A 26,457-nucleotide genomic window follows, 5' to 3' on the forward strand; every position below is an offset into this window, starting at 1 on the left:
ACTTCGTGTCGGTTGAGGCGCATTAGCGCGTGCTGTTCGATCACATACGCCCCTTCTGCATCGCCATCGACCGGACCGTACCCAGAAGCACGAATGTGCAACTACTCCGCAAGCGGCCGCACATTGGTGATGGTGATGCCAACGTCCGCGCTCGCCAGCGGGCCATCGGTCGTGAACATCTCCGCCTGCAGGTCGATCGCCAAGGCAAGGCACGCTCGGTCACCAAGCGAGAGGCCAAGCGCCTTCGTCGACGGCCGGAGGTCGCCTACTATCAGTGCCTGGGCAGGAGAGAGCGGCCGGACGTCGAGGTGAAGCCCGCCAAGCGCCTCACGCACCTCGTCGAGCGGCAATCCTCGGTCTCGAAGCTTGGAGACGACCTCGGCGAGGTTGGTCGTTCCGATGATGCTACGGGTCAGGACGTCCGCTACCCGATCCGCCCCGGGCTCGTCATTCAGCAGGCAGAGCAGGGCGGGGGCGTCGAGGACGACCTTGCTACTCACGCTCCGCCTCGCGCCGGCGCTCCGCAATCAGCTCGTCAGCCAAGCCGACGCCTTCGGGCACATACCTGCGCAGGATCGCGCGAGCACGTTCAAGCGCTCTAGGTACTGATCGTACCCGCAACTCGCCATCGTCCACATCGACGAGAACGGTGTCACCCGTGGCGATCCCGAGCTCCCGGCGCATAGCCGCCGGGATAACGAGCTTACCACCATCCACGATCTTGACCCTCTGTGCTTCCATCTGCACTGAACTCGCTTGGCTGACCCGATCACCAAAATGTACCGCATGACGTCGCTGATGCATAGCACGAAGGAGGGCACTCCTACGCTCTTGGTGATCAGTGCTCGTTCATGTCCGTGCCCAGTAGCTACTTAGGCCTGGTTTGTTGAGCTAGGCTCGACAGGATCGGCGCTTGCTATTCCTGTGGACTCCGACGCTGTTTGGCACGGTTCCGTGGCACCAAGCAGGCACGCGGAACCTGCTGGCAGGGGCCGTCAGCGAGGGCGCTTCAGGGTTCTCGCCATTAGCGCCAGGTGCAGCGCGTGTACTCCGACGAAGGTCAACGCCAAGGTCAGGATCACGGGTATTTCTAGGTTTGCCTGACCTCGGTGCGGCTCCAAGAAGATCGTGGAGAGGACAGTGCCGACGAGGACGATGACCGCCAACACGGGCGTGAACGCGAGGGCGAGCGGGCGGGGAGCCGTCCAGTTCACCGAGCCGTCGATCCACCACTGCATCGGCAACCTGCTCTCATTCTGAAACCGGAAGTTTGCGCGAAGCGACATGCGCAAGAGCACGGCCGACGTGATCATCAGGATCAAGGAGGCAGCTACTGTTTCAGCCATCGCGCGATCTCCCTATCGGCTGCAGGATCATAGCACTTCTAAGGGATGCTTGCCCGTAATTAGGCAGCTCTGGCAGTGCTCTCGCCCGCCTGCCGCCCGAGCGTCCGGTAGACGGTCGGCCGCGAGATCGAGAACAGCTCGGCCAGATCGCTGACCGAGTAGTCGCCGGTGTCGTACATGCGCCGGAGCTCGCGCTGCTGCCGATCGGAGAGCTTGGGCTTCTTGCCGCGCAGCTTACCCCTGGCGCGCGCGACCGCCATACCTTCGCGGGTGCGCATGCGGATCAGGTCGGCTTCGAACTCGGCGAAAGTGGCCAGGATATTGAAGAACATCTTGCCCATTGGGTCGATCGGGTCGTGAACGCTAGACCCGAGCTGCAGCTTTACCCCGCGCTCGGCGAGCGCATCGGCAATCGCGCGGGCATCGGGAACGGACCGGGCCAGCCGATCCAGCTTGGGTACGACCAGCGTATCCCCGGCCCTAACCGCCGCCAGTGCCTGGTCGAGGCCGGGCCGCATCCGGTTCGATCCGGTATAGCCATGATCGGTGTAGATGCGATCGGGTGCGATACCCATTCCGGCGAGAATACCTTTTTGCGCCGCTAGGTCCTGTTTGTCGGTCGAGCACCGGGCATAGCCGATCATGGTGTTGGTCATGGGCCGATGTGTAACGATAGTGGCCCCGTCAATGCAAAACATATAGTACTAGCTTTGTGAGACTCGACCCGGCGCGGTTTTGCGTCCCCCGCCGGACTGGGTCCGGCCGTCCGCTGAACGGCCCTCTTTCGGACACGAGCTCGGGAGGCGATCCGATGACCGACCGGCAAGACAGGGCGGCGGACCGGCTGGCTCTCCTTCACGTCCATCTTCACGACGGCGTGCCGCTGGCGAGCGCCGCGCGCGATGCGGGCGTGCCCATCCGCACCGCGCGACGCTGGCTCGCCCGCTTCCGCGACGCCGGCCCGGCCGGACTCGCGGCGAAGACGCGATCAGATGCGGGCGGGCGCAGGGTTCGGCGCGAGCTCGTCGAGCTGATAGAAGGGCTGGCGTTCACCAAGCCGCGGCGGTCCGCGGCGTCGATCCACCGTCGGGCGGCCACGGTTGCGCGTGAGCGAGGTTGGCGGGCTCCGTCTCTCACCACTGTCCATGCGATCATAGCCGAGCTCGACCCTGCGGCGCTGACGCTCGCTCATGACGGCGAGGCAGCGTTCCGTGACCGTTACGAGCTCGTGCACCGGCATCGGGCCGAGCGCCCGAACGCGATCTGGCAGGCCGACCACACCGAGCTCGACATCCTGATCCTGGACGCGAACGGGAAGGAGGCGCGACCGTGGCTCACGACCGTGATCGACGACCATTCGCGCGCGCTCGTAGGCTACATGGTGTTCCTGGGCGCGCCTTCGGCGCTGAACACGTCGCTGGCGCTCCGGCAGGCGATCTGGCGCAAGGTTCGGCCCGACTGGCACGTATGCGGCATCCCCGACGTGCTCTATGTCGACCACGGGTCCGACTTCACCAGCAACCACCTTGAGCAGGCGGCGGTCGACCTGCGCATCCGGCTCGTCTTCTCAGCCGTCGCGCGCCCGCAAGGGCGTGGCAAGGTCGAGCGATTGTTCGGGACGATCAACACGGAGCTGCTGGCGGAGCTACCGGGCGCGCTTCGCAACGGCGCGCCCACGTCGCGGGCGCGTCTGTCCCTCGCCGAGCTGGACGCGAAGATCGGCGCCCACATGGTGGGCGTGTACAACCACAGGAGCCATCGCGAGATCGGCGCCGCGCCGATAGACGCTTGGCGAGGGAACGGCTGGTTGCCCCGCATGCCCGACACACTGGAAGAGTTGGACCTGCTGCTGGTCATGGTGGCCAAGCCCAGGACCGTCCATCGCGACGGCATTCGGTTTCAGGGCCTGCGCTACTTCGACCCCACGCTCGCAGGCTTCGTCGGCGAGCCGGTCGCCATCCGCTTCGATCCCCGCGACATGGGCGAGGTGCGCGTGTTCCACCGCAACCGGTTCCTGTGCCGGGCGGTGAGCCCGGAAGAGGCGGGCCGGAGCATCACGCTCAAGGACGTGCAGGCCGCGCGCGCCGCCCACCGCCGCGCCTTGCGCGACGAGATCAGGGACAAGCGGGCGCGCGTCGCCGAGTACCTGCCTCTGGCCGCGTGCCTTCCCGCTCGTGTTTCGCCGCCGCCGAGACCCGTCCCGATGTCGGCGTCCACGCAGGCATACGGGGTGCTGCCCCCGCGGCTACGCACTTACCTCGAGGACGACTGATGAGACGCGCCGATGGCGAGCGCGACGGCCGCTTCATCAGCACGCGCGAGCATCGGCGGTTCGTCGAGTTCGCCGAGGCGGTTCGCAAGCACCGCTACATAGGCCTGTGCTACGGTCCGGCCGGGGTCGGCAAGACGTTGTCGGCGAGGCGCTACACCCGCTGGCACATCGCCGAGGAGCGGATCGTAGGATGGGGGCCGGAGGTCAAGGTTTCCGAAGCGCAGGTCGGCGCGGCCGTCTCGCGGACCCGCTCCGTCCTCTACACCCCCATCGTGTCCGGCCCGGTAGGCGAACTGCGGCGCGAGCTGCCGCGGCTCATGGAGCGGGTGGAGTGGGCGATCCAGCGGCACCTCACCCCGCTTGGCGACACCGTCTACATTTCTAGCCGCTGGCGGAGCAGATATGTCGAGCTGGTCATCATCGACGAAGCCGAGCGGCTGTCCAACAATGCGTTGGAGTGGGTGCGTGACCTGTTCGACCGGAACGGGATCGGGCTCATCCTGATCGGAATGCCCGGCATCGAGAAGCGGCTGTCGCGCTATCCCCAGCTCTACAGCCGAGTAGGGTTCGCCCACCACTATCGCCCGCTTGGCCCTGAGGAACTGGCGTTCGTTCTTACGCGCCGCTGGCGCGAGCTCGGGCTCGATCTAGACGATGCCGATTTCACGGACGCTCAAGCAGTAGCGGCGATCGTGCGGATCACGGGCGGCAATTTCCGCTTGGTCCAGCGCCTGTTCGTCCAGATCGAGCGCGTCCTCAAGATCAACGGCCTGACCTCCATCACCGACGAGGTAGTCGAAGCGGCGCGCAGTACGCTCGTGATCGGTGCTACATAGCGCCGGAGAACCGTGCCAATCAGCGCTGAAGCTCACAATTCCGAGCCGGTTGCCGCAGCACTGGCTCACATGGGTGTACCCAACGGAGCCAACATGAGTACGACAGTCCGCGCTGCTCGCGTGTACCTGCGCGTCAGCACCGACGAGCAGGATCTTGAACGACAAGAGGCGATGGTCGTGTCCTCGCGTGCCGCGGGGTATTATGTCGCAGCTGTTTATCGCGAGAAGGCTTCCGGCGCGCGTCCTGACAGGCCCGAGTTGCTTCGCATGATAGCCGACCTGCAAATGGGCGAAGTGGTTATCGCCGAAAAGATCGATCGGATCAGTCGCCTGCCGCTGGCTGAGGCGGAGAGGCTCGTCACCGCTATCCGCGACAAGGGAGCGAGGCTAGCCGTACCAGGAATCGTGGATCTTACCGATCTTGCCGAGGACAATGGCGGGGTGACGCGCATCGTCCTAGAGGCAATTCAAGACATGTTACTGAGGGTTGCGCTTCAGACCGCTCGCGATGATTACGAACTGCGCCGCGAGCGGCAGCGGGAAGGCATAGCGATCGCCAAGCGGGAGGGACGCTACACCGGTCGAAAACCAGACTTGGCCCATCATCGCCGCATCGTCTCACTTCGTGAGGCTGGGATGAGCATAGCGAAAACGGCGGCGCTGGCGGGTTGCAGCATCGCACAAGTCAAGCGCGTCACAGCCCTCCACCGGGCGACCAAGCAGAGCGATGCGCGTCCGACGATACCGTGAGACAGAGCCGGATGATTTGATTTGACCTTTGAATAGTTCTGCCAAGATCGAAAGAGGCTGCAGCGTTGCCGCTGGGACGATCAAGCAGGCGTCAAGGCTGCAGCAGAGATCTCAATTTCCGGCCCGCCGTGGCGCAAGGCCGATCGTGGCCGTGCCGCGCCCCCATACCGGCAGGTAGACGCCTTGCCCCGCCGCCTTCAGCTGGCCCGTCCGCACGTCCGTGATGCGGGCGCGCACGATCAGGTCGCCGATACGCTTCTCGTCGATCGCACGGATGATCTTGCCGAACAGCTTGTCGAAATCCTTTTCGAAATTCTGGGTCAGCGCGGCTGACACAGTGCCAGATATGCCGGGAGTGTTGGCAAGCTTCAGCAGCAGGCTTGTCCGGACCGAGTCGGTCACACTGGCGACGGTGAGATCGTCGAACGCGACACGGCGATCGTTGACGGCGTTGCGCGGCGTGGCGGTAAGCCAGATCGTGCCCCGCGAAGGCTCCCCGCCTTCGGCTGCCGCGCTGAAGCGAAGCCCGACTGCGATCTTGCCGCCCGTCGTGCCGTAGATGGTCACTTGGTGGAACTGCGCGCGCACGGCCCCGACACCGGGCACTTCGAAGGGGCGGCGCGACCGCTTCACCAATGCCTTGGCGAGGACCGGCTCCAGCTGACGATAGTCGGCGATGACGGGTATGGCGAACAGGATGCGGCCGGGTCCGGGCTGCGTGCGCGTCATGTCGGGGAGCGGCCGGCGCTGCGGATCAGGTGGCCGGTCGCCGACGAACGTCTCCGTAACTGCCGTCAGCCCTAGAGCCAGGTTCACCCGGTTGCGCGAGATGGTGTAGCCTCCGTAGCTCAACTGCCGGGGCGTGATCCGCATCCACACCGGCGGGTTCGCCCGGTTCAGTTGGACGGAGGTGAACGCCGACCCCCAGACCTGCGCGACCTGCTCGCGCAGCTGCAATCTGCCGAGTTCCTGCGGCAGCGAACGCTCCAGGCGCGCGACGACGCCGGCGAGCTTGGCGTCAGCCTTGCTGGTGAACTCGATGCGCTGGCCAAGGAAGTCGACGTGGGGCTCGTCGGTCCAGTCGTAGGCGATCGACACCGTGCCGCGCGGCGACCAGTCGCGGGCGATGTCGAGCCTGATCACAGCCCGGACGCGGGCGTCCGCCTCGGCCGTTTCCCGGCTGAGTACGCCTCCCACGTCGCGCGCGCTGATCGCGGCGTGAAGCGGCATGGTGACAATGATCGTTTTTCCCGAGCCCTCCAGCACCAGCGGCCCTCGGACGACGGTGCCGGTGATGCGGCACTGGATGGCGGGCGTCTTTATCTTCGCGAAGAGGATCTTGACCTTCTTCGGCGGAAGGCAGGTCTGCCCCGGCTTGTCGATCGACCAGAGGCGACGTGGAATCGCCTGTTCGAGGCTTCGGGCCAGCTTGTCCAGGTCCGCGACGATCGGCACATCGACGGTGGACGTCTGCGGTGGCACGTTGATCGTGTCCGTCGCTCGCGGCGGCGCCTGGCGAGGCGTTCGGTCGCAGCCAGCGAGGCAGGCGACGCAGAGCAGGACGGATGCGATCGAGGCACTCGAGACTTCGCTCCTGCGCAAGAAGGACCCGGCAGTCCGGCCTGGCGCTTCAGCTTTTGACGCTGCCGGCGCGGGAACGGTCCCCCTGGCCGTCGTGTTCTTCATCGCCGCGCACCTCCAGCCGTCCGAGCGGCCATCCATCCAGTGGGTTCACCAAACGAGTTTAGAGAAAGGGAACCGTTCCGTTTCCTTATCGTTCAGCTCGTTGATTTCGGTCAACGCCTCACAACACCAATGGAGGATCTCAATGAAGACTGCGATAGTGGCTGCGTTGCTCACCCTGGCGCCGATACCAGTGTTGGCGCAGGCCGTTTCGCCCGCCACTTCGGGAACGATGACCAGCGCCGACGTCGGCGTTTCGCCGATCGCGAGCCAGAGCGGACCCAATTACGTGCTCGCGGCGGCCGACGCCAACCTTTACCAGATCAAGGCCGCGCAGCTCGCCGCGACACGCGCGCAGCGGGATGACGTCAAGGCCTATGCCAAGCGCGTGCTGGCGGAAACGCAGAGCAGCCACCAGGCGCTACTTGCGGCGCTGAAGAACGATCAGCGCACGATAAAGGCGCCGCCCTCGAGCCTGTCCGCCGACCGAGCCGCCCTGCTCAAGCTGCTCCAGAAGGCGCCCAAAAGCGCGTTCGACAATCTGTATCTGACCCAGTCCGCGCAGGTCCAGCAGGCCGCATGGGCCGTGCACAAGGGTTACGCGCAGGATGGAACCGATCCGGCGCTGCAGCAGGTCGCCGGCACTGCGGTCCCGGTGCTGGAGAACGAGCTCACCACTGGCAAGTCCCTTACCCCCTCCGGGCTTGCAGGATAGGTGAAACCGGCCGGGCCAGGTCGATGAAGCCCCCCTTCGACCTGGTCCGGCATCTGTTTGCGGCGATCACTGTCTGGAGTGCAGCCGGCGGAATTGCTCCCGTGCTTCGGCGCGCATGAGCTGCTGCATAACAATCCAGTAGCCCGTGACGGCTGTTTCTCCTGCCGCTTGGTAAGCGTTCGCCATGTTGCTCCTGAGATGCTCGAAAAGCGCGTTTTCTAGCGCTCGTCCCTTATCGGTCAAAGAAAGCAGCTTCTGACGACGATCGCGCTCCCCGACCCGTCCGGAGACGAGCCCGCGATCCATGAGGTCCCTCATGACCCTGCCAAGCGATTGCTTGGTGACGCTTAGAACGTCCAGGAGTTCGCTGACGGAAATTTCGGGATGCCTCCCCAAGAAATAAAGAACGCGGTGGTGTGCCCGCCCGAGGTTCTGCTTAGCCAGCTCGGTATCGACATGAGCCAGATGGGATCGGTGAGCAAAGAACATCAGGTCCATCCCTCCCCTGATCGCGTCATCACGCAGATACTGGGCAGGTGGCGGCAGAAGCGGCGCCGTCACGCGGTCAGGCCCCTCCCTGGCATGGCTGCAAGACCGTCACTGCTGGCTCCATCCCAGTCCTATCGCCTTCTGCAAGGCGATGAATGCACGATCAAGTTCACCCGTCGCTTCCAGGACCGACTGATCAGCAGCCAGCGCCGCGCGTTCGGCCTCGATGGATGTGGTCAGCGGGATCGCCCCCTGCTCGTATCGCTGCTTGGCGTAGGTCGCCGACTGCCTGGAACCATCCCGGCTCGCGATGCTCGAAAACAGGTTACGTCGCTGATTGCCGAAGCGGGTCAGGCTGGTTTCCGCATCGGACAGCGCGCCGAGAACAGCCTTCCGATATTGTGCTTCAGCCTCGTCACGGTCGGCCCGCGCCTGTTCGACCCGGGCACGATTGCGGCCGAAGTCAAGGAAGCTCCAGCTGATCCGCGGCAGCAGCAGACCCGCTACGCTGTCAGGATCGACCGCATCGGCAATATTGGGACCACCCAGGCCGATGATGCCCATGATACTGACCGAAGGGAACTGCCGGGCAATGTTGACGCCAATCTTTGCGTTCGATGCCGCCAGCTGCCGCTCGGCCGCGCGAATGTCTGGGCGGCGCCGAAGCATGGCGGCGGGATCGCCGATCGCGACAGTCCCGGGGATCATCGGAATCGGAGCGGGCGCGGAGAGCGCCGCGTCGTGCGCACCGGGCTCGTCGCCGGTGAGCAGGGCAAGCTGGTCCAGCGTGGTCGCGATCTGTCCCTCAAGCGGCAACAGTCCCGCCTCCGTGCGAGTCAGCTCGGTCTTCAGACGCACCACCTCGTCGCGCGATGAGGCGCCGCGCTGCTCGCGCTGTTGCAGCAGGGCGAGTGATCGCTGCTGAAGCTGCGCGGAGCGGCGCGCCAGGATCAGGCGCTGCTGGAGTTCGCGCAAGGTCACATAGTTCTGGGCCACCTCCGCCGAGAGACGAACTTGCGCATCAGCTCTATTGGCTTCGGCCGCCTGAGCCTGGGCCTCGGCACCTTCGGCCGCGCGGCGCCGTCCGCCGAAGAGATCGATCTCCCACGACGCATCAAGGCCGGCATTGTAGAATTCGGCCCTGATACGATCGGATTGCTCGCCCTGCGTCGGCAGCGCGAGCGAGCCTGCGGGAAGATCGGCGACGATCGCAGTGCCCGACGCCGAGACGGTGGGCAGCTGGTTCGCGCGCTGTTCGCGCAAGCTGGCGCGCGCCTTGCGGATGCGCGCCTCCGCGATCGCCACGTCGGGATTTGAGGCAAGCGCGCGGTTGATCAGCGTCGTGAGCTGCAGATCGCCCATGCCTTCCCACCAGCGCGCAACAGGGGCTTGCGGTGACGTGACTACCTGATCTGCGCGGCGAAATGTCGTTCCGGGACGCTCGCCGCTCGCGACGCCCGGCGGGCCTCCATAATTGGGTCCGACGACGCAGCCGGTCAGGAGGGCGGGCAGAATGGCCCAGCTAAGTCGCTTCATCAGTGCATCGCCATCTGCGTGTCGGAGGAGATCGGGCGGAGGAACAGCGCCAGCGGGGTAGTGATCGCAATCGCGACGCCGAGCGCGAAAAACAGATCGTTATAGGCCATGACGGTAGCTTGCTCGAGGAGCTGCCCGGCAAGCTGCCTATAGGCGCCCGCTTCGCCGGACGGCATGGACATGGCCTTCGCGAACCACTCCTGCGTGGTCGCCGCGTTGGCCGACACCGTCTCCCCTAGCCGATTGAAATGCAGGAAAGTCTGCCGGTCCTGGAGGGTCGCCATCAGGGCGAGGCCGATCGATCCGCCAAGGTTCCGTCCCGCGTTGAACAGCGCGGACGCGTCGCCGGCATCCTCGGGCGCCACGGCGCTGATCGCGGCCTGGTTAAGGAACATCATGGCGAAGATCTGCCCGAAGCCGCGGACGAGCTGGGAATCCCTCAGATCGCCCCCCGCCGATTGTGCGGTGAGGTGCCAATCCATGGCGCAACTGACGCCGATCAGCGTCATCCCGACGAAGACAGCCAGCCGGACATCGAGATATTTGAACGCGAGCGGCAGGAACGGCATCAGCATCAGGGCAGGGATGCCGGAGACGAAGACCACCTTGCCCGATTGCAGGGCGCTGTAATCCGCCATCGACGAGAGGAATTGCGGGATCAGGAAGGTCACGCCGTAGAGCACGACGCCGATGACAAGGCTGAGGACGAAGACGCTGCCGAACGACCGGCTGAAGATCAGCGACAGCTTGAGAACCGGATGCGCGGAGCGGACCTGTCCGATCGTGATGAGCGCAAAGCCGAACACCGTTGCGATCGCGAGCTTCACGATCATCGCGGACTCGAACCACATCTCGCGCTGTCCCTCCTCCAGCATGACGGTGAGCGCTCCCAAGCCGATCGCGAGCCCCGCGATCCCGAACCAGTCGGCATGGCGCAGCTGGTCGAGCCGCAGCTTCTCGTGCTTGAGCCCGAACAGCAGGAGCAGGACGAGCCCGGCACAGACCGGCACGTTGAGGAAGAAGGCATAATGCCAGCTGTAATTGTCGGTGAGCCAACCACCGATGATCGGCCCGAGCACCGGGCCGAGGATCGCGGTGCCGCCGAACGCGGCGGTGCCGATCGGCTGCTGTGACGGGGGCAGCCGCGTCGCGATGATGGTCATGGCAGTCGGAATCAGCGCACCACCGGTAAAGCCCTGGCCCACACGGCCAGCGATCATCATCGGCAGCGTCGTCGAGATGCCGCACACGACGGAAAAGCCGGTGAAGCTGATCGCCGCGCCCAGCAGGAAGTTGCGCAGACCGAACAGGCGCACCAGGAAGGGGCTTAGCGGGATCATGACGATCTCCGCCACGAGATAGGAGGTCGCGACCCAGGTGCCCTCGGTGCCGCTCGCGCCGATTTCGCCCTGGATTGTGGGCAGGGCCGCATTGACGATCGAGATGTCGAGAAGCGCCATGAACGACCCGATCGTGCCTGCAGCGACGGCAAGCCAGTCGCGCAGGCCGGCGCGTTCCGCCGCCATCAGCGCGCGCCCTGCGTCTCGCCGCGCTTCAGCCGCTCGGTTTCCTGCTTGATTCGTTCCCGGCTTCCCTTGGCGCCGATCGTGTCGACCGTCACCTCCACCGACAGTCCGGGACGCAGCACCCGCCGCGCCTCCGGACCCGCCTCGATGCTGATCCGCACGGGCACGCGCTGGACAATCTTGGTGAAGTTCCCGGTCGCGTTCTCGGGCGGGATGAGTGAAAACTGCGCGCCCGTCCCCGGAGAAAAACTGGCGACCCGGCCTCGCAGTTCGGCACCGTCCAGTGCATCCACCTTGATGGTCACGGGCTGCCCGACGCGCATCAGCGCGACCTGAGTTTCCTTGAAGTTCGCCTCGATGTAGAGTTGATCGACTGGCACCACCGACATCAGCCGGGTCGCCGGCTGGACATATTGCCCAGCCCGGACGGCCTTGTCGGCGACAACGCCGTCGATGCTGCTGCGGATCTCGACGGCCCCGAGGTCCGTCGAGGCGCGCGCAAGCTGCGCCTGCGCGGTGCCACGCTGCGCCTCCGCCTGACCGATGCGAGCCGCTTGGGTTGCAACACTGCGACGGGCGGCGAGGTAGGCCGCTCGCTGCGCGCGCAGCTCCGCGGCAGCCCGGTCACGCTGAAGCACCAGGCTTGCCAGCCGCTCACGCGATTCCGCCCCTGTCCGGGTGAGCGGTTCGTAGCGTCTTACCTCGTTCTCTGCCGCTGCGGCGGCAGCCTCGGCGCTCGCGACCTGGGCGGCCGCCTGGGCGACCGTGGCCTGTTGCTCATCAAGTGTCCGGCGCGCAGTGGTGATGTTGGCGCCGGCTGCGGCGATCTGGGCTTGCGCCTCTTCGACATTGGCGCGGTAGTCGCGAGGATCGAGCACGGCGAGCAGCTGACCGCGACGGACAGGCTGGTTGTCGGCGACGAGAACACGCTCGACATAGCCGCCCACCTTCGGCGAGACGGTCACGAAGTCCGCGCGCACATAGGCGTTGTTGGTCGACTGCAGGAACTGGCCGCTCGCGCGGTAATTCATGTACCAAACGATAGCCGCGATGATGCCGGCGACAAGCGCGGCGATGAGGACGTAGCGAATGATGGGGTAGCGCTCGAGAAGCGACGGCTTCTTTTCGCCATTCATCTCCTCGGAACCGTCCTCCGACCTGGATTCTGGGTGAAAATTCGCGTCCGGGTCGTCATGTCTCACTTTGTTTTCGTGGTTCTCAGCCCGATCGTCAGCCACCCTGCCGTCCCGTCAAATGTAAACCGAACCGTAGCATAGTCGGAGCTCGAGAGTAACGCTACAGACATTCCGGGCGTCGCACATATGACGCCCGAATGAGTCGCGTCGGGAAGCTAATCCGACGCTGGCCAAACCACGTTCGAATTGTGTCTCGCCGCCACCCAAGATGTGACGGTCGGTATGTGCAGATCCTGATCTCGATCTGGCCGGGCGCCAGCCGACGCGAAACGTCGGCCTTCGGCAACTTCCAGGTGTCAGGCCAAAGTCCCAAGAAAAGGCCGCTCTGTTTTGCCAGAGCGGCATGGGGAGGTTCTGCAATAGTCGGAACCTGGGATGTCAGGCCCTGAGCTCAGTCAAACTCTGTGTGACTTCACCATAGCCAGCATCGAGCGGAATGGTCAGAACGCGCTCTCCGTCCCGTGTCTCGATCTGCGGGAGCACGGTGACCAGCGGACGTGCCTCCGCTCGGGCGAGGCAATCCGCTGCGCTCTCGGCCTCGGCCAGCAGCTTCACGTTCATCAAGGTGGGGAAGATCACGGTTCGGGCGCCGCTTCGGGCGAGGTCCAGGACCGACTCTGGCGCGATCCACTCGGCATCGACCGTTTCATGTCCGTCGCAGATCGCGACCTGGTCGGCCGGAGCGGGGGCAGCGTAGAACCAGGTGTCGAACCGCTTCGGCATCATTTCTGGAGTGATCCAGCGGGCGAAAACGGTCAGGGCGGTCAGCGAGAGCTTCACCCCCAATCCGGCGACGACATCGAGGAAGGCGAGTTCCCCGGTATCGACCTTCCGGCGGGCCTCGGCGTCGCATACACTGGAGAAGCCGCGGCCGTCGGGATAGTTGGCCAGCAGGATCCCCGCTTCCTCGAACGCCTCGCGGATGGCGCCGATGCGCAGCGCGCGCTGGGTCGCGTCGATTTCGTCCCACCCGGTTACGTGATCGCGCCAGCGCGGATCGTCGTCACCGGGGTGCATCTTGCCTCCCGGGAACACCAGCGCTCCCGAGGCGAAATCGATCTGGTGGTGTCGTCGCACCATGAGCACCTGATATTCGGGCACATCCCGCAGCAGCAGGATGGTGCCGGCCGGTCGCGGCTCGGCCGGAGTGCGCCTGGCGTCCGCCGACGCGGTCTCGATGCTCATGATCTCTCCTATTCTCTGCACGGTCATGTCGCGATGCCGCCGTCCCGCATGAGATACGAACCGCGACCGCTGGCGAGCAGCACGTCGTCGGGCGAGCGCACCTCGCTGTCCGCGACCGACAGCGTCCGTCCTATCTTCACGACGCGCGCGTGGATGTGAAGCGGGCCGCCGCTTGCCGGACGGTGATAATCGACGTGGAGCGACGCGGTGGCGCTGACCGCACGCGTCCTCGTCAGCAGGACATACATGCCGGCGAGATCGATCAGGCTGGCGAGCACGCCGCCATGCACGGACGGGATCCGCGGATTCGATACGATCTCGTCGCGCCACGGCATGCTGAGGTGAAGGACACCGTCTGTCACGTCCTCGACGCGAAGCCCGAGCCAGGCGTGGAACGGCGCGATCGAGAGCGCGCCTTGCAATGCGGCGCCCGCCAGCCCGTTCGCGATACCCGAGGATGCCTCGTCAACCATCTCAACGTCCCTTGAAAACGGGTGTACGCTTTTCCATGAAGGCGCGCGGACCTTCGCGCGCGTCTTCAGTTCGGAACACCGGCGCGGCGAAGCCCGACTCGAGGTTCATGCCTTCGCTCTCCGGCCGCCCGATACAGGCGCGCGCCGACGCGCGGATCGCCTGCACCGCGATCGGGCCGTTGGCGGCGATCCGTCGCGCGAAGTCGAGCGCCGCAGGCAGCACCTCCTCCGGCGCAACGACGCGGTTGAGGAAGCCATAGTCGAGCGCGGTTCCGGCATCGATCAGATCGCCGGTGAGCAGCAATTCCATCGCGCGCGCAAAGGGAAGCTGGCGCGGCAGTCGCACCGTCGATCCCCCGCCCGGGAAGATCGCCCATTTGACCTCCTGCACGCCGAAGCGCGCGGCGCTCGATGCGATCCTGAGATCTGTACCCTGGACCAGTTCCATGCCGCCTGCGATCGCATGCCCGTTGATGGCGGCGATCACCGGCTTGACGACGTCAAATGTGCGCAGCAGCGCGGTGCCGAGAATATCGCGGTCAGCGAGCACGCGGCGATCCCACTCGTCCTCCGGCGGTCGCCCGCCGCTGACGAGCGGGATAAGGCGGCCGAGGTCGGCACCCGAGCAGAAGGCGTCGCCGGTGCCGGTCACGACCGCGACGCGGATCTCGGCGGCGTCGCGCACCCTGCTCCAGCAGTCGGCCAGTTCCACCAGCATCTGCGGATCAAGCGCGTTGCGCGCCGCGGGTCGGTTGAGATGGATGATGGCGATATATCCATCGGTTTCCATCCAGGCTGCGTTGTCGGTCATCAATTCCCCTCCCGCGCTTTAACATTATACCCTTTTAATAGCCTTGCAAGCCGGCGACGGCAGCAATTTGCCGCTGGACAAAGATAAAGCAGTGGAGCAACATAAAACCATGATAAGGATTCATTGATGCCGGACGTGGATGAGCAGGGCGAGGCGCTCTCGTTCGCAAGGGGCAAGCGCGCGCTTCGCGTGGCGCAGGCGATCGTGCACGACATCGAGGCCGACGCACGCCAGGTCGGCGACCGGCTGCCTCCGGAGCACGACATGCTCGCGCGGTACGAAGTCGCCCGCGCCACATTGCGTGAGGCGCTGCGTTTTCTGGAACTGCAGGGCGTGCTCCACCTGCAGCCCGGTCGAGGCGGCGGGCCGGTGGTCGCGCGGCCGCAGATTGGCGATTTCACGAGTTCGCTTGCGCTCGTACTGCACTTCGTCGGCACCGACCTGCGCGCGCTGATCGAGCTGCGCGAGGCGCTGGCCCCGCGGGCGGCCTCTCACGCTGCCCGGCGCGCAACGGCGGCGGATCTGATGGCGCTGGCAAGCTGCTTCGCCGATCTCGAGCAGCAGGTGGAATCGATGCTGTTCGAGGAAACCAACCGGCGCTTCCACGACCTTCTGGCATGGGCGAGCGGCAATCCGCTGTTCGGGTTGCTCACGTCCGCGCTGCATCTGCTGACCCGCGACCTTTCGCGCCAGCTCGGCTATTCCGAGCACGAGCGCGAGAACCAGGTTCGTCGCCTCGCGCGCGTCGTCCATGCGGTGCGGCTGCGCGACGCGGTCACGGCGCGGCGCGAGATGGAACGGCTCGTCGAGGGATCGGCGGAGTATCTCGGGCGGCGCAGCCCCGACCTGATGGATCAGAAGGTGCGCTGGACCCAGGCGTTCGAGGCGTAGCCGCCGGAGTAGATCAGCAACGAGAACGATGTGGGAGAGACGGACAATGGCCCTGAACAGCCGAATCTGCGGGATGCTCGGCATCGACTATCCGATCGTCCTGGCCGGCATGGGCGGGGCAAGCGTCCCGCGACTGGCGGCGGCGGTGTCCAACGCGGGCGGGCTGGGCGTGCTCGGCGCGGCAGCGTGCTCACCCGAGCAGCTCCGCGCGTGGATCCGCGAAACGCGCGCGCTGACCGACAAGCCGTTCGGCGTCGACACGCTCCTGCCCGCCTCGGTGCGGCGCGGCTCGGCGCCGCAAACCGGGGCCGCGCCGGCGGACCCGCGCGCGGTGCTCGCCGACTATCAGGCGTTCACGCGCGACTTCATGGAGCGCGAGGGGCTGGAGATCGTCGCGCGTGATTCCGGCCGCGCCGTCACGGAGGGTGCGGCAAACGGCGGCGCGGCGCTGTTCTCCAAGGAGTTCTTCGAGGCCCAGATGGAGGTCGTCGTCGAGGAGAAGGTGCCCGTCTACGCGGCGGGGCTCGGCAATCCGGGGCCGTGGATGGATCGACTCCACGCCAACGGCACGGTCGTCATGGCGGTCGTCGGCAAGGTGAAGCACGCGCTGCAGGTGGTGGAGTCGGGCATCGACGTGATCGTGGCGCAGGGGCACGACGGCGGCGGGCATAATTCGCCGATCGGCACCATCTCGCTCATCCCGCAGGTCGTCGATGCCGTGGGGGACCGGGTGCCGGTGCTCGGCGCTGGCGGCATCTCCGACGGGCGCGGTGTGGCCGCGGCCTTCATGCTGGGCGCCGAGGGCGCCTGGGTCGGCACCGCGTTCCTTGCGACGGAGGAGGCAGGGATCGAGGACTTCCAGAAGGAAGCGATCGTCGACAGCGGCGATGCCGATACCGTGGTAAGCCGCTCGATCACGGGCAAGCCTGCCCGCATGATCCGCAGCAAGTGGGCCGACGCCTGGGTGGCGGCGGGCAAGGAGCCGCTGCCGATGCCATACCAGTCGATGATCGCCGGTCCGGTGATGGCGTCGGGCATCCGTGCGAAGCGCAAGGACATCATCCCGGGCTTCGCCGGGCAGGGCATGGGGCTGATCCACGCCGTGCGCCCCGCCGCCGAGGTGATGCGCGACCTCGTCGCCGATGCCGAGCGCGCGCTCGGCCGCGCGGCGGGCCTCCGCTGAGGGTCGCGGCTGGTACAGGAGGGACAGATATGACCTTCTCGGACAAGGCGGCGATCACCGGCGTCGGGGAAACCGATTACGTCAAGGGCACCGAGCGCACCGCGGTGGACATGATGCTGGAGGCGTCGCGGCGCGCGATCGCGGACGCGGGGCTGCGCCCGTCCGACATCGACGGCATGGTGCCGCCGCCCATCTACACCACGTCGGAGGAACTGGCGGCGAACCTCGGCAACGACGTGCTGCGCTACGCCGCGACCGTCCACATGGGCGGCGCGAGTCCGACGACCGCGCTCCAGCATGCGGCGATCGCGATCGCGGCGGGGCTGTGCGACCACGTGCTCGTCACGCTCGGCTGGAACGGCTTCTCCGCGCTGCGGCCCAAGCCGGGCGCTCCGCCCACGCGGCCGATGAACATGAACACGCTGACCAACACGATCCGCGGGTATTACATGCCCTATGGCGTGTTCCTGCCGGTGCAGATGTATGCCTGGCTGGCGACCCGGCATTCGCAGCTCCACGGCGTCGGTCCGGAAGCCATGGGGGCGGTGGCGATGGCGTGCCGACGGCATGCGCAACTCAATCCGAAGGCGTTCACCTACGGCCGGCCGCTCGACTGGGAAACCTACCACGACGCCCGGATGGTGTCGGAGCCGTTCCGGCTCTACGACTGCTGCCTCGAGACCGACGGCGCGTGCGCGGTCGTCGTCTCGCGCACCGACCGCGCGCGCGACATGCCGCATGTGCCCGTCACAATCGCAGGCGCCGCCGAGGGGCATCCCTATCCCGCGGACGATATCCCCTCGCGCCCGGATCCGTTCAAGATCGGGCTGAGCTACGCCGCGCCCAAGGCCTTCGAAATGGCCGGTGTGCGCCGCGAGGAGATGGATTTCCTCCAGGTCTACGACTGCTTCACCTACGTCGTGCTGCTCCAGCTGGAGGCGATGGGCTATTGCGAGCCGGGCGGCGCGCTCGACTTCGTGCGTGACGGGCAGATCGAGCTCGGCGGGCGCTTTCCGCTCAACACCCATGGCGGGCTGCTGAGCGAGGCGCACGTGTGGGGGCTCAACCACGTCGTCGAGGCCGTGCGCCAGCTGCGGCACGACTGCGGCGAGCGCCAGGTGCCGGGAGCACAGACGGGGCTCGTCACCGGCTGGGGCGACCTGGGCGACGGCAGCATCGCCATCCTGCGGAGGTTCGCATGAACGACGACGACATTGCGCCCAAGCTGCGGGCACCCGCCGTCTCGCCGCCCAAGCCGTTGCCGCACCCGCAGGATCCGGTAGAGCAGGAGTTCTGGCAGCGCTGCCAGGGCGGCACGCTCCATTTCCAACGGTGCGGCGAGTGCCGGACGTGGCGCCACCTGCCCCGCTACATGTGCGCGCGCTGCGGCTCGCCGTCGTTCGCCTGGGAGCCGAGCAGCGGGCGCGGGCGGCTGTTTTCCTGGACGGTGACGCACCAGGCGCTTCACCCCGCCTTCGCGGCCGACGTGCCGTATGTAGCGGCGGTGGTCGAGCTGGACGAGGGCGTCCGCATGGCGACTCGGCTGACCGGCGCCGACCCTGCCACGCTCGCGCTCGACATGCCGGTGGCGCTGGCCTTCGAAACGATCGGCGACGGGTTTCGGCTGCCCGTCTTCACACCAGCTGCAGGAGCGTGAACCGATGGACCTGAGTTACGGCCCGGAATACGAGGCGTTCCGCGATGAGCTGCGCGCGTTCATCGCCGAGAACCGCCACCGTGCCCCGGCCGCGCCCGGCGCGGCGCAGCGCGCCGGGGCGGACGCGGTCGCGTGGCAGCAGCTGCTGCTCGAACACGGCTACACCGCGCGCACCATTCCGCGCGAATATGGCGGCTTCGGCGCCGAACCCGACATCCTCACCTCGCGCATCATCGCCGAGGAGTTCGCCGCGGCGGGCGTGCCGGGCGGGCTGTCGAACCAGGGCATCTCGATGCTCGTTCCGACGCTGCTCGAGCTCGGCACGGAGGAGCAGAAGCGCCGCTGGATCGCGCCGACGCTGCGCGGCGAGATCGTCTGGTGCCAGGGGTATTCGGAACCGGGCGCGGGCTCTGATCTGGCGGCGCTGCGCACCAGCGCGCGCGAGGAGAACGGCGAGTTCGTCATCAACGGGCAGAAGATCTGGACCAGCACCGCGCATCAGGCGGACATGATCTTCTGCCTCGTGCGGACGGAAGCGGACGCGCCCAAGCATGCGGGGATCAGCTACCTCATCTTCTCCATGAAAACACCCGGGATCGAGGTGCGCCCGCTGCGCACGATGACGGGCCACGCCGAGTTCAACGAAACCTTCTTCACCGACGTGCGCGTGCCCGTGGACCAGATCGTCGGCCAGCGCGGGCAGGGCTGGATGGTGGCCAACGCCACGCTCGGTTACGAGCGTGGCATGCTGGGCGACCCGGCGGCGCTGGAGAATCGCCTCGCCGCGCTCGTGCAGCTGATGCACGATGAACGGATCGACGGCGTGCGCGCGATCGACAACGCGGCATTGTGCGACCGGCTGGTGGCGCTGCAGGCCGAAGTCGCGGCGATGAAGTTCAACGGCCTGCGGCTGCTGTCCAATTCGCTGAAGGGCGAACCCGGCGGCCTCGCCAAGCTGATCGTCAAGCTCCAGTCGTGCGAACTGGCGCACCAGATCTCGGCGCTGGCGATCGACGCCATGGGGGAGCTCGGCCTGCTGTACGGCGGCAGCCGGCGCGAGCGGGCGGGCGGAAGCTGGCAGTGGAACTACATGTTCCAGCTCGGCCTCATCATCGGCGGCGGCACCGCGCAGATCCAGAAGAACATCATCGCCGAGCGGGGGCTCGGCATGCCGCGCGAGCCGAAGCTGGAGCACGCGCGCGCACCCAAGGCGGGGGCGGCATAGATGGATTTCGGTCTTTCCCCCGAGCAGCGGATGCTGCGCGACGCGGTCGATCGGCTGCTGCGCGAACATTGCCCGCTCGATCACGTCCGCGAGGTCGCGGAGGGCGGCCATGCCGTCAGTGCGGCGGTGGTGGCGGCGCTGTCCGAGCTTGGCCTTTCCGGCATCATGGTGCCCGAGGAGCACGGCGGCCTCGGCCTGGGCCTGCTCGATGCCTTAGTAGTGGCGGAGGCGCTCGGCGCAGCGGTGGCGCCGGTGCCGTTCGTGGCGCGCTGCGTCCTCGCCCCGCTTGCGCTGCGGCTTGCCGGCACGCCGGCGCAGCAGGCGCGCTGGCTGCCGCGCATTGCCGACGGCAGCGCGCGCTTCGGCGTCGGGCTGACCGAGGTCGTCAACCGTCGCGACGGCGGCGGCGTCACGGCCGCGGACGGCACGCTCAGCGGCTCCGCGCTGTTCGTGCTCGACAGCGCCGACGCCGATGCCTTTGTCATCGCCGACCAGGGCGGCCAATTGCATCTGGTCGCCGGCGAGGCGGACGGGCTCGAACGCCTTCCGCTGTCCACGATCGACCTCACGCGGTCGGTGGGAGAGTTGCGGCTCGACGGCGTCGCGGCCGAGCCGCTCGGCGAGGACGACGGCGGGACCGCCAACCGGCTTGTCGCCGCGGGCCGCGTGCTGCTCGCGGCGGACAGCGTGGGCGCGGGCGACGTGATGATCGCGCGGGCGGTCGATTATGCCGGGGAGCGCGAGCAGTTCGGGCGCGTCATCGGCAGCTTCCAGGCGGTCAAGCACATGTGCGCCGAGATGGCGGCGCGGCTGGAGCCGTGCCGATCGCTCGTCTGGTACGCGGCGCATGCGTTCGACGCGGTCCCGGATGAGGCTTTGCTGATGGCATGTCATGCCAAGTCTCACACCGGGGAGGTGGGCCGATTCGTCGCGCGTACCGCCACGGAGGTCCACGGCGGGATGGGGTTCACCGACCTGCTCGGCCTCCATTACTGGTTCAAGCGCATCGGCTTCGACCGGCAGTTGCTCGGCGGGCCGGAGATCGTGCGCGCGGAGGCGGCCGCGCTGCAGGGCTGGGGCAAACGCGCCGCCTGAGACGAGGAGCAGCAGGCATGACGCAGTGGAACCTGGGCGACATCCTCGACGCGATCGAGCCCGTAATGCCCCACGACGCCCCCGCGCTGATCCACGGCGACCGGGTCATCACCTGGCCCGAGATGGCGCGCCGTTCAAACAACATCGCGCGGGCGCTGCGTGCGCGGGGCGCGGGACCGGGCGCCAAGGTCGCCTTCTATATGCGCAACCGGCCCGAATACGGCGAGCTGATGGCGGCGTGCTTCAAGGGACGCCTGACCCACGTCAACATCAACTACCGCTATCGGCCCGACGAGGTGTTCTACATCTTCGACGACAGCGACAGCGAGGTCGTGGTCTACAGCGCCGAGTTCCGCGCCTGCATCGAGGAGCTGCACGGCCGGCTCGGCAAGGTGCATACCTTCGTGGAGATCGGTCCTGAGGCGGAGCGCGCCTCGTTCGCGCTGCCCTACGAGGCGCTCGCGCGGGAGGGCGACGGCGCGCCGCTCGGCATCGCGCGCTCGCCCGACGACGAGTTGTTCATCTACACCGGCGGCACGACGGGGATGCCGAAGGGCGTGATGTGGCGGCACACCGACATGCGCGAGGCGCAACTCGACGCGCAGCGGCTGATGGGGCCGACGCCCGCCGACCTTGCAGAAACCGCGGCGCTGACCGCGCGCGACGGACCGGGCCGGCGTACGATGCCCGCCTGCCCGATGATGCACGGCACCGGCTTCATCACGTCCATCGGCACGCTGATGAGCGGCGGCTGCATCGTGACGCTCGGCGGTGAATCGTTCGATGCCGACGAGCTGTGGCGGTCGGTCGATCGCGACCGCGTCGAATCGATCGCGATCGTCGGCGACGCCTTCGCCAAGCCGATGCTGGCCGCGCTGGATGCCGCGCCCGGGCGCTACGACACGTCCAGCCTCGTCACGATCGTTTCATCCGGGGTGATGTGGAGCCGCGAGGTGAAGGCTGGGTTGATCCGGCACATCCCGCAAGTCGTGCTGATGGACAGCTTCGGCGCGTCGGAAGGGCTGGGGTTCGGCCTGTCGGTCACCAGCGCGGCGGGCGAGACGGCGACCGCACGCTTCACCATCGGCGGGCTGTGCGACGTGTTCGACGAGCATGACCGGCCGGTCGTGCCGGGCAGCGGCACGCCCGGTTTCATCGCGCGTAAGGGCGCGATCCCGATCGGCTACTACAAGGATCCGGAGAAAAGCGCGAAGACGTTCCGCACCATCAACGGCGTCCGTTACTCGATGCCTGGCGACTGGTGCACCGTCGCCGCGGACGGGACGCTGACGCTGCTCGGGCGCGGCAGCGTGTGCATCAACACGGCGGGTGAGAAGGTCTATCCGGAAGAGGTGGAGGAGGTGCTGAAGACGCATCCAGCGGTCGCGGACGCGCTTGTGGTCGGCGTGCCCGACGAGAAATGGGGCCAGGCGGTGACGGCGGTGGTCCATGCCGCACCGGGGGCGACAGTAGACGAGGCGGCGGTGCGCGCTCACGTGCGCGCCGCGCTCGCCGGCTACAAGACGCCCAAAGCGATCGTCGTCACGGACCGACCGCTGCGCGCGCCGAACGGCAAGGCGGATTACAAGGCGGCGACCGACATCGCCGTCGCGGCAGTCGCTGCGCGATGACGGGCGTGCCCGACATCGACGCGCTGGTGATCGGCGCGGGCTTCAGCGGGATCTACCTGCTCGGGAAGTTGCGCGAGAACGGCTTCAACGTTCGGCTGGTGGATGCGGCGGCGGAGCCGGGCGGCATCTGGTACTGGAACTGCTACCCTGGCGCGCGAGTCGATTCGCATGTTCCGATCTACGAGTTCTCGGACGAGCGGGTGTGGCGCGACTGGACCTGGTCGGAACGCTTCCCAGGCTGGCGCGAGTTGCGTCGCTATTTCCGACATGCCTGCGACGTTCTCGACCTCTGGCCTGCAATGACGCTCGGCGTCAGGATGCGCTCCGCCGTGTTCGACGAACATGCCGGCTTCTGGCGAGTGGAACTCGCCGATGGAGAGCGGCTGACCACCCGCTATCTGCTACCGTGTACCGGCTTTGCGGCCAAGGCGTACATCCCGTCACTTTCGGGACTCGACAGCTTTGCCGGCCCGGCCCACCACACCGCCCACTGGCCGCAGGAGGGCATCGACTTTGGCGGCAAGCGCGTCGCGATCATCGGGACCGGCGCGAGCGGTGTGCAGGTCGCTCAGGAGGCGGCACGCGAGGCTGCGCAGCTGACGATCTACCAGCGCACACCTATACTGGCTCTGCCGATGCGCCAGCGCCCATTGACCGCGGCTGAGCAGGAGCAGGCCAAGCCCGGTTACCCCGAGATCTTCCGTCAACGCCGACTGAGCAGCGGCGGGTTCGAGATCCTGCGGCTCGACCAGTCCGCGCTCGAGGTGTCAAGCGAGGAGCGCACCGCGGCGTTCGAGCGGCTGTGGGCGGCGGGCGGCTTCCACTATTGGGTCGGCAACTACGCCGACATCCTGGTGGACGAGCGCGCCAACCGGCTGGCCTACGATTTCTGGCGAGACAAGGTGCGCGAGCGGATCACCGACCCAGCGTTGCAGGAGAAGCTCGCACCCAGCGACCCGCCGCATCCGTTCGGGGTCAAGCGGCCGTCGCTCGAGCAGACTTATTACGACATCTTCAACCAGCCGAACGTCGAACTCGTCGACCTGCGGGAAGAGCCGATCGAACGGATCCTGCCCGACGGCATAGCCACGAGCGTCGGTGAGCGCCGACACGACGTCCTGGTGCTCGCGACCGGTTTCGACGCAGTGACGGGAGGGCTGATGCAGATGGACATTCGCGGGCGCGGCGGGGCGACGCTGGCGCACGCGTGGGGCGAAGGCGCACGCACGCATCTCGGCTACGCGGTTTCGGGCTTCCCTAACATGGTGTTCCTCTACGGCCCGCAGAGCCCGTCCGGCTTCTCCAATGGTCCGACTGCCGCGGAGGTGCAGGGTGACTGGGTCGTCCGGTTCCTCGAGCATCTGCGCACGGGCGGGTGGTCCCGCTTCGAGGCCGAGCCGGACGCGCACGCGGCATGGGCGCGCCACATCGACGAGATCGCCGCCATGACGCTCTTTCCCAGGGCCGATTCCTGGTACATGGGAGCGAACATCCCAGGCAAACCGCGTCAGCTACTCAACTATCCGTCTGTGGTCGGCTATGCCGAGATCTGCGATGCGGTCGCCGAGGCGGGCTATAGCGGTTTCCGGCTGTCGGCATGAGCGCCGCCGAGGCTACCGGATCGTCGGACATCGACCCGATATGGGCCGAGGACGGGTCGCACCTGCCGGACTGGTTCGTCGATGCGCTGGCCGTTCCGCGGGAAGAAGGCTTCGTCACCGTAGAGGGCGCGCAGATCCACTACCTGCGCTGGGGCGACCGCGCAAAGCCGGGCGTGCTCATGGCGCACGGCTTTCTTGCCCATGCGCGCTGCTGGGCGTTTATCGCGCCGTTGCTCGCCGCGGACTACCATGTGGTCGCCTATGATCTTGCGGGCATGGGCGACAGCGACGCGCGCGTGGGGATCGATGGTGACGGCCGCGGGCGCGAGATGATCGCGGTGGCGGAGGCGACCGGGCTGTTCGACGGTGCTGCGCCGCCCGTGATCATCGGCCACAGCTTCGGCGCGGGGGTCGCGGTGACCGCGATGACGATCGCGGCCGAACGGTTCGCGGGCGCGATCATCTGCGACCTGATGATCATGCGGCCGGAGGCGCTTGCCGCCTACTGGCGTGGCGGACGCGGCAGCCCCGGCTCGGGCGACCCGAACAAGCCCGCCAGCCGGTATCCCGATTACCCGACCGCACGCGCGCGCTACGTGCTCGCGCCGCCACAGCCCGCGGGTGAGCCGTTCCTGATGGACTACATGGCCTATCATTCGCTCCGGCGGGACGGGGACGCGTGGACGTGGAAGTTCTCGCCCGCGGTGTTCGCGCGCGGCAACTCGGCGGACGAATGGATGACGATGGGTCGCCGTGTCGCCGCGGCGCCCGGTCGGCTGGCAATCATCTACGGCGAGCACAGCGCGCTCTTCGGCAGGGATTCCGCGGCATATCTGCGCGAACTGGGAGCCGGCGCGATCCCGATCGTCGCGGTGCCCAACGCGCGCCATCACCTGATGCTGGATGAGCCGCTCGCCTTCGCGACGGCGCTCAGAAGCATCCTTGCTCTCTGGAGATCGGCCCGCTGAACCAATCAGGAATGTCGGGTGTGATCCTCGTCTCCGGAGGATTGTCCGACGGCGAATTCCAGCTGCGCAAGGCACAGTTTTCCGGTTCCGTTTCGCTCGACGCCTTCGGCATGCACCACTGCGACACGACGCCCTACGCGCACCAGCGTCGGCGTCGTGCTGACTGCGCCCAGTCTGACCGGGGCGAGAAATTGAAGGTTCATGCTGATCAGCCGGCAGGACTGCCCTGGCGAGAGTGTGCGGGAGAGAGCAAGCTGTGCGGCCAGCTCAAGAAAGGACGCGATCGCGCCTCCATGCAAGGCGGGCAGAATGGGATTCCCGACAAGCTCCTCCGTGGGGATCAGCGTGAACGTTTCACCGCTTTGCGTCATCATGGTACCGAGTAGCTTCGCAAAGCCGTTCCGCCCGGTACTGGCCCCGATCGCGCCTTCGTTCATGGGGCGACAGCCCGATTGATCGAAAAGACGCCTTGGGCAGTCGCGATCAGGTGAGACGGATCTGTATCCCAGACTTCGGCGCGTACGAACGCACGGTGCTCGGTCGCGTCGTAGCAGTGAGCCCACGCCGTCGCGGGGCATCTCGCCTCGGCGGATCGCACATGGTCCACCTTCAGGTTAAGGGTGGAGATCGCCAGCCGTCTGCCCAATCGAGACATCACGGCAACGCCGCAGGCCTGATCGATGAGGCTCGTCAACACACCGGTCGCGAGCGCCTCCTCCTCGTCCGCCAGCTCCGCGTGCCAATCGACCCGGAGCGAACTGAGCCCGTCGCCGATCGAAACGAGCTCAAGGCCCAGCCGATTGCCCCACGGTATGTCGCCCGGTCGCAAGCTCAAGTCTCCAACCATAAAACCCCTCCCTGCCCAGACGATTCCTGTTCCCCGCCGCGTCCACAAGCCAAGCACAGGAAAACGGTACGGTTTACTTACAAACTTCTTCGCCTTAACGTCTGCATCCTGCGATGGAAACGCGATCCAACAAATTCCTTGTGCTCGCGGTCACCGGCCTTCTGCTGAGCACGCTTCTCGTCTTCACCCTTTGGCTTTTCGATGCGCGAAGTGGAGACGGAAACCCGTATCTCATCCGTTTCACCGGGAGCGTCGCCGGCCTGGAAAAGGGATCACCAGTGACGTTCTCGGGCGTCCCGGCGGGCCATGTCACGTCCATACGGTTTGACGGAGCTGATCCCTCAGCGGTTCTCGTCACCATCAGCCTCGAACCGGGAACCCCCATCGTCACAGGTGTCAAGGCAACGATCGCGCGATCCGCACTGGCAGGGACGGCCAACATCAGTCTTGTGTAGGGCGGTGACAAACCCGGCCACGGGAGCGCCGGCATAGGTGCCGGTGCGGCGGAGAGAAATCCTGCCAGTGGTAAGCTGCTCCATTT

The 26,457-nt window shown here is 66.7% G+C and carries 28 protein-coding genes; 14 read left to right on the forward strand and 14 right to left on the reverse strand.

All coding sequences use genetic code 11. The annotated features are described in order from the left end of the window. Window positions 1-101: 101 nt before the first annotated feature. From J2Y58_RS17060 to J2Y58_RS17075, 4 genes are all read right to left on the reverse strand, one after another. Window positions 102-500, reverse strand: a complete 399-nt coding sequence (locus tag J2Y58_RS17060) for a type II toxin-antitoxin system VapC family toxin (RefSeq protein WP_144037345.1) — start codon at window positions 498-500, stop codon at window positions 102-104. Further along, window positions 493-741 (reverse strand): AbrB/MazE/SpoVT family DNA-binding domain-containing protein, encoded by a 249-nt coding sequence (locus J2Y58_RS17065; RefSeq protein ID WP_085811332.1) that lies wholly within the window; start codon window positions 739-741, stop codon window positions 493-495. The genes J2Y58_RS17060 and J2Y58_RS17065 overlap by 8 nt, the downstream gene beginning before the upstream one ends. Window positions 742-995: 254 nt before the next feature. After that, window positions 996-1,322, reverse strand: coding sequence for a hypothetical protein (locus tag J2Y58_RS17070; RefSeq protein ID WP_310105739.1), 327 nt, complete (start codon window positions 1,320-1,322; stop codon window positions 996-998). An 83-nt stretch (window positions 1,323-1,405) separates the two neighbouring features. Then, window positions 1,406-2,002 carry a recombinase family protein gene (locus J2Y58_RS17075; protein ID WP_405053121.1) on the reverse strand — a complete coding sequence of 199 codons (597 nt, stop codon included), beginning with the start codon at window positions 2,000-2,002 and terminating at the stop codon, window positions 1,406-1,408. A 155-nt stretch (window positions 2,003-2,157) separates the two neighbouring features. Between J2Y58_RS17075 and J2Y58_RS17080 the strand changes: the two genes are divergently transcribed. From J2Y58_RS17080 to J2Y58_RS17090, 3 genes are all read left to right on the forward strand, one after another. Beyond that, complete coding sequence (locus J2Y58_RS17080) at window positions 2,158-3,618, forward strand: Mu transposase C-terminal domain-containing protein (protein WP_310105742.1); 1,461 nt, start codon at window positions 2,158-2,160, stop codon at window positions 3,616-3,618. Beyond that, entirely contained in the window at window positions 3,618-4,454 is an 837-nt protein-coding gene (locus tag J2Y58_RS17085) for an AAA family ATPase (RefSeq protein ID WP_310105746.1), read from the forward strand. The genes J2Y58_RS17080 and J2Y58_RS17085 overlap by 1 nt, the downstream gene beginning before the upstream one ends. Before the next feature lie 93 nt (window positions 4,455-4,547). Then, window positions 4,548-5,204, forward strand: a complete 657-nt coding sequence (locus J2Y58_RS17090; RefSeq protein ID WP_046408804.1) for a recombinase family protein — start codon at window positions 4,548-4,550, stop codon at window positions 5,202-5,204. 111 nt (window positions 5,205-5,315) lie between these two features. On the opposite strand, the gene J2Y58_RS17095 is transcribed toward J2Y58_RS17090, so the two are convergent. Further along, window positions 5,316-6,890, reverse strand: coding sequence for a DUF4403 family protein (locus J2Y58_RS17095; protein ID WP_310105752.1), 1,575 nt, complete (start codon window positions 6,888-6,890; stop codon window positions 5,316-5,318). A gap of 142 nt (window positions 6,891-7,032) precedes the next feature. On the opposite strand from J2Y58_RS17095, the gene J2Y58_RS17100 reads away from it, so the two are divergent. After that, the gene (locus tag J2Y58_RS17100; RefSeq protein ID WP_046408753.1) at window positions 7,033-7,602 is read left to right on the forward strand and encodes a DUF4142 domain-containing protein; all 570 of its coding nucleotides are present in this window, start codon (window positions 7,033-7,035) and stop codon (window positions 7,600-7,602) included. Between the two features lie 66 nt (window positions 7,603-7,668). On the opposite strand, the gene J2Y58_RS17105 is transcribed toward J2Y58_RS17100, so the two are convergent. The 7 genes from J2Y58_RS17105 to J2Y58_RS17135 all read right to left on the reverse strand — a co-directional run bounded on the left by J2Y58_RS17105 (window position 7,669) and on the right by J2Y58_RS17135 (window position 14,818). Continuing rightward, on the reverse strand, window positions 7,669-8,163 hold the full coding sequence (locus J2Y58_RS17105) for a MarR family transcriptional regulator (protein ID WP_046408752.1): 495 nt from the start codon (window positions 8,161-8,163) through the stop codon (window positions 7,669-7,671). Window positions 8,164-8,199: 36 nt separating this feature from the next. Beyond that, entirely contained in the window at window positions 8,200-9,627 is a 1,428-nt protein-coding gene (locus J2Y58_RS17110; RefSeq protein WP_046408751.1) for an efflux transporter outer membrane subunit, read from the reverse strand. Next, window positions 9,627-11,153, reverse strand: coding sequence for a DHA2 family efflux MFS transporter permease subunit (locus J2Y58_RS17115; RefSeq protein WP_046408750.1), 1,527 nt, complete (start codon window positions 11,151-11,153; stop codon window positions 9,627-9,629). Before J2Y58_RS17115 ends, J2Y58_RS17110 begins: the two co-directional genes overlap by 1 nt. Next, complete coding sequence (locus J2Y58_RS17120) at window positions 11,153-12,289, reverse strand: HlyD family secretion protein (RefSeq protein WP_046408749.1); 1,137 nt, start codon at window positions 12,287-12,289, stop codon at window positions 11,153-11,155. The genes J2Y58_RS17115 and J2Y58_RS17120 overlap by 1 nt, the downstream gene beginning before the upstream one ends. Before the next feature lie 438 nt (window positions 12,290-12,727). Beyond that, window positions 12,728-13,534, reverse strand: coding sequence for an NUDIX domain-containing protein (locus J2Y58_RS17125; protein WP_046408748.1), 807 nt, complete (start codon window positions 13,532-13,534; stop codon window positions 12,728-12,730). 23 nt (window positions 13,535-13,557) lie between these two features. After that, complete coding sequence (locus tag J2Y58_RS17130; protein WP_046408747.1) at window positions 13,558-14,007, reverse strand: PaaI family thioesterase; 450 nt, start codon at window positions 14,005-14,007, stop codon at window positions 13,558-13,560. A gap of 1 nt (window position 14,008) precedes the next feature. Next, window positions 14,009-14,818 carry an enoyl-CoA hydratase-related protein gene (locus tag J2Y58_RS17135; protein ID WP_046408802.1) on the reverse strand — a complete coding sequence of 270 codons (810 nt, stop codon included), beginning with the start codon at window positions 14,816-14,818 and terminating at the stop codon, window positions 14,009-14,011. A 126-nt stretch (window positions 14,819-14,944) separates the two neighbouring features. On the opposite strand from J2Y58_RS17135, the gene J2Y58_RS17140 reads away from it, so the two are divergent. From J2Y58_RS17140 to J2Y58_RS17180, 9 genes are read left to right on the forward strand one after another with little or no spacing between them, the layout of a single operon-like run. Further along, entirely contained in the window at window positions 14,945-15,709 is a 765-nt protein-coding gene (locus J2Y58_RS17140) for a FadR/GntR family transcriptional regulator (RefSeq protein WP_046408746.1), read from the forward strand. A 46-nt stretch (window positions 15,710-15,755) separates the two neighbouring features. Further along, window positions 15,756-16,892: a nitronate monooxygenase family protein gene (locus J2Y58_RS17145; protein WP_046408745.1), complete on the forward strand. Its 1,137-nt coding sequence runs from the start codon at window positions 15,756-15,758 to the stop codon at window positions 16,890-16,892. Between the two features lie 29 nt (window positions 16,893-16,921). Beyond that, window positions 16,922-18,094: a thiolase C-terminal domain-containing protein gene (locus J2Y58_RS17150; RefSeq protein WP_046408744.1), complete on the forward strand. Its 1,173-nt coding sequence runs from the start codon at window positions 16,922-16,924 to the stop codon at window positions 18,092-18,094. After that, window positions 18,091-18,549, forward strand: coding sequence for a Zn-ribbon domain-containing OB-fold protein (locus tag J2Y58_RS17155; RefSeq protein WP_046408743.1), 459 nt, complete (start codon window positions 18,091-18,093; stop codon window positions 18,547-18,549). The genes J2Y58_RS17150 and J2Y58_RS17155 overlap by 4 nt, the downstream gene beginning before the upstream one ends. A 4-nt stretch (window positions 18,550-18,553) precedes the next feature. Further along, window positions 18,554-19,774: an acyl-CoA dehydrogenase family protein gene (locus J2Y58_RS17160; protein WP_066781967.1), complete on the forward strand. Its 1,221-nt coding sequence runs from the start codon at window positions 18,554-18,556 to the stop codon at window positions 19,772-19,774. Next, window positions 19,775-20,869, forward strand: coding sequence for an acyl-CoA dehydrogenase family protein (locus J2Y58_RS17165; RefSeq protein ID WP_066781966.1), 1,095 nt, complete (start codon window positions 19,775-19,777; stop codon window positions 20,867-20,869). Window positions 20,870-20,886: 17 nt separating this feature from the next. Further along, window positions 20,887-22,500, forward strand: coding sequence for an acyl-CoA synthetase (locus J2Y58_RS17170; RefSeq protein WP_046408739.1), 1,614 nt, complete (start codon window positions 20,887-20,889; stop codon window positions 22,498-22,500). Between the two features lie 26 nt (window positions 22,501-22,526). Further along, window positions 22,527-24,101, forward strand: coding sequence for an NAD(P)/FAD-dependent oxidoreductase (locus J2Y58_RS17175; RefSeq protein WP_310105783.1), 1,575 nt, complete (start codon window positions 22,527-22,529; stop codon window positions 24,099-24,101). Next, window positions 24,098-25,069: an alpha/beta fold hydrolase gene (locus J2Y58_RS17180; protein ID WP_046408737.1), complete on the forward strand. Its 972-nt coding sequence runs from the start codon at window positions 24,098-24,100 to the stop codon at window positions 25,067-25,069. Before J2Y58_RS17175 ends, J2Y58_RS17180 begins: the two co-directional genes overlap by 4 nt. 5 nt (window positions 25,070-25,074) lie before the next feature. Here J2Y58_RS17180 and J2Y58_RS17185 read toward each other — a convergent pair whose 3' ends face one another. Both J2Y58_RS17185 and J2Y58_RS17190 read right to left on the reverse strand, forming a co-directional pair. After that, window positions 25,075-25,506, reverse strand: coding sequence for a PaaI family thioesterase (locus J2Y58_RS17185; RefSeq protein WP_052742494.1), 432 nt, complete (start codon window positions 25,504-25,506; stop codon window positions 25,075-25,077). Beyond that, window positions 25,503-25,916 carry a PaaI family thioesterase gene (locus J2Y58_RS17190; RefSeq protein WP_046408736.1) on the reverse strand — a complete coding sequence of 138 codons (414 nt, stop codon included), beginning with the start codon at window positions 25,914-25,916 and terminating at the stop codon, window positions 25,503-25,505. The genes J2Y58_RS17185 and J2Y58_RS17190 overlap by 4 nt, the downstream gene beginning before the upstream one ends. Before the next feature lie 113 nt (window positions 25,917-26,029). Between J2Y58_RS17190 and J2Y58_RS17195 the strand changes: the two genes are divergently transcribed. After that, window positions 26,030-26,371, forward strand: a complete 342-nt coding sequence (locus tag J2Y58_RS17195; RefSeq protein WP_310105792.1) for an MlaD family protein — start codon at window positions 26,030-26,032, stop codon at window positions 26,369-26,371. Window positions 26,372-26,457: the final 86 nt, after the last annotated feature.

Source organism: Sphingomonas sp. BE138, from assembly GCF_031456125.1.
Taxonomy (GTDB): Bacteria; Pseudomonadota; Alphaproteobacteria; order Sphingomonadales; family Sphingomonadaceae; genus Sphingomonas.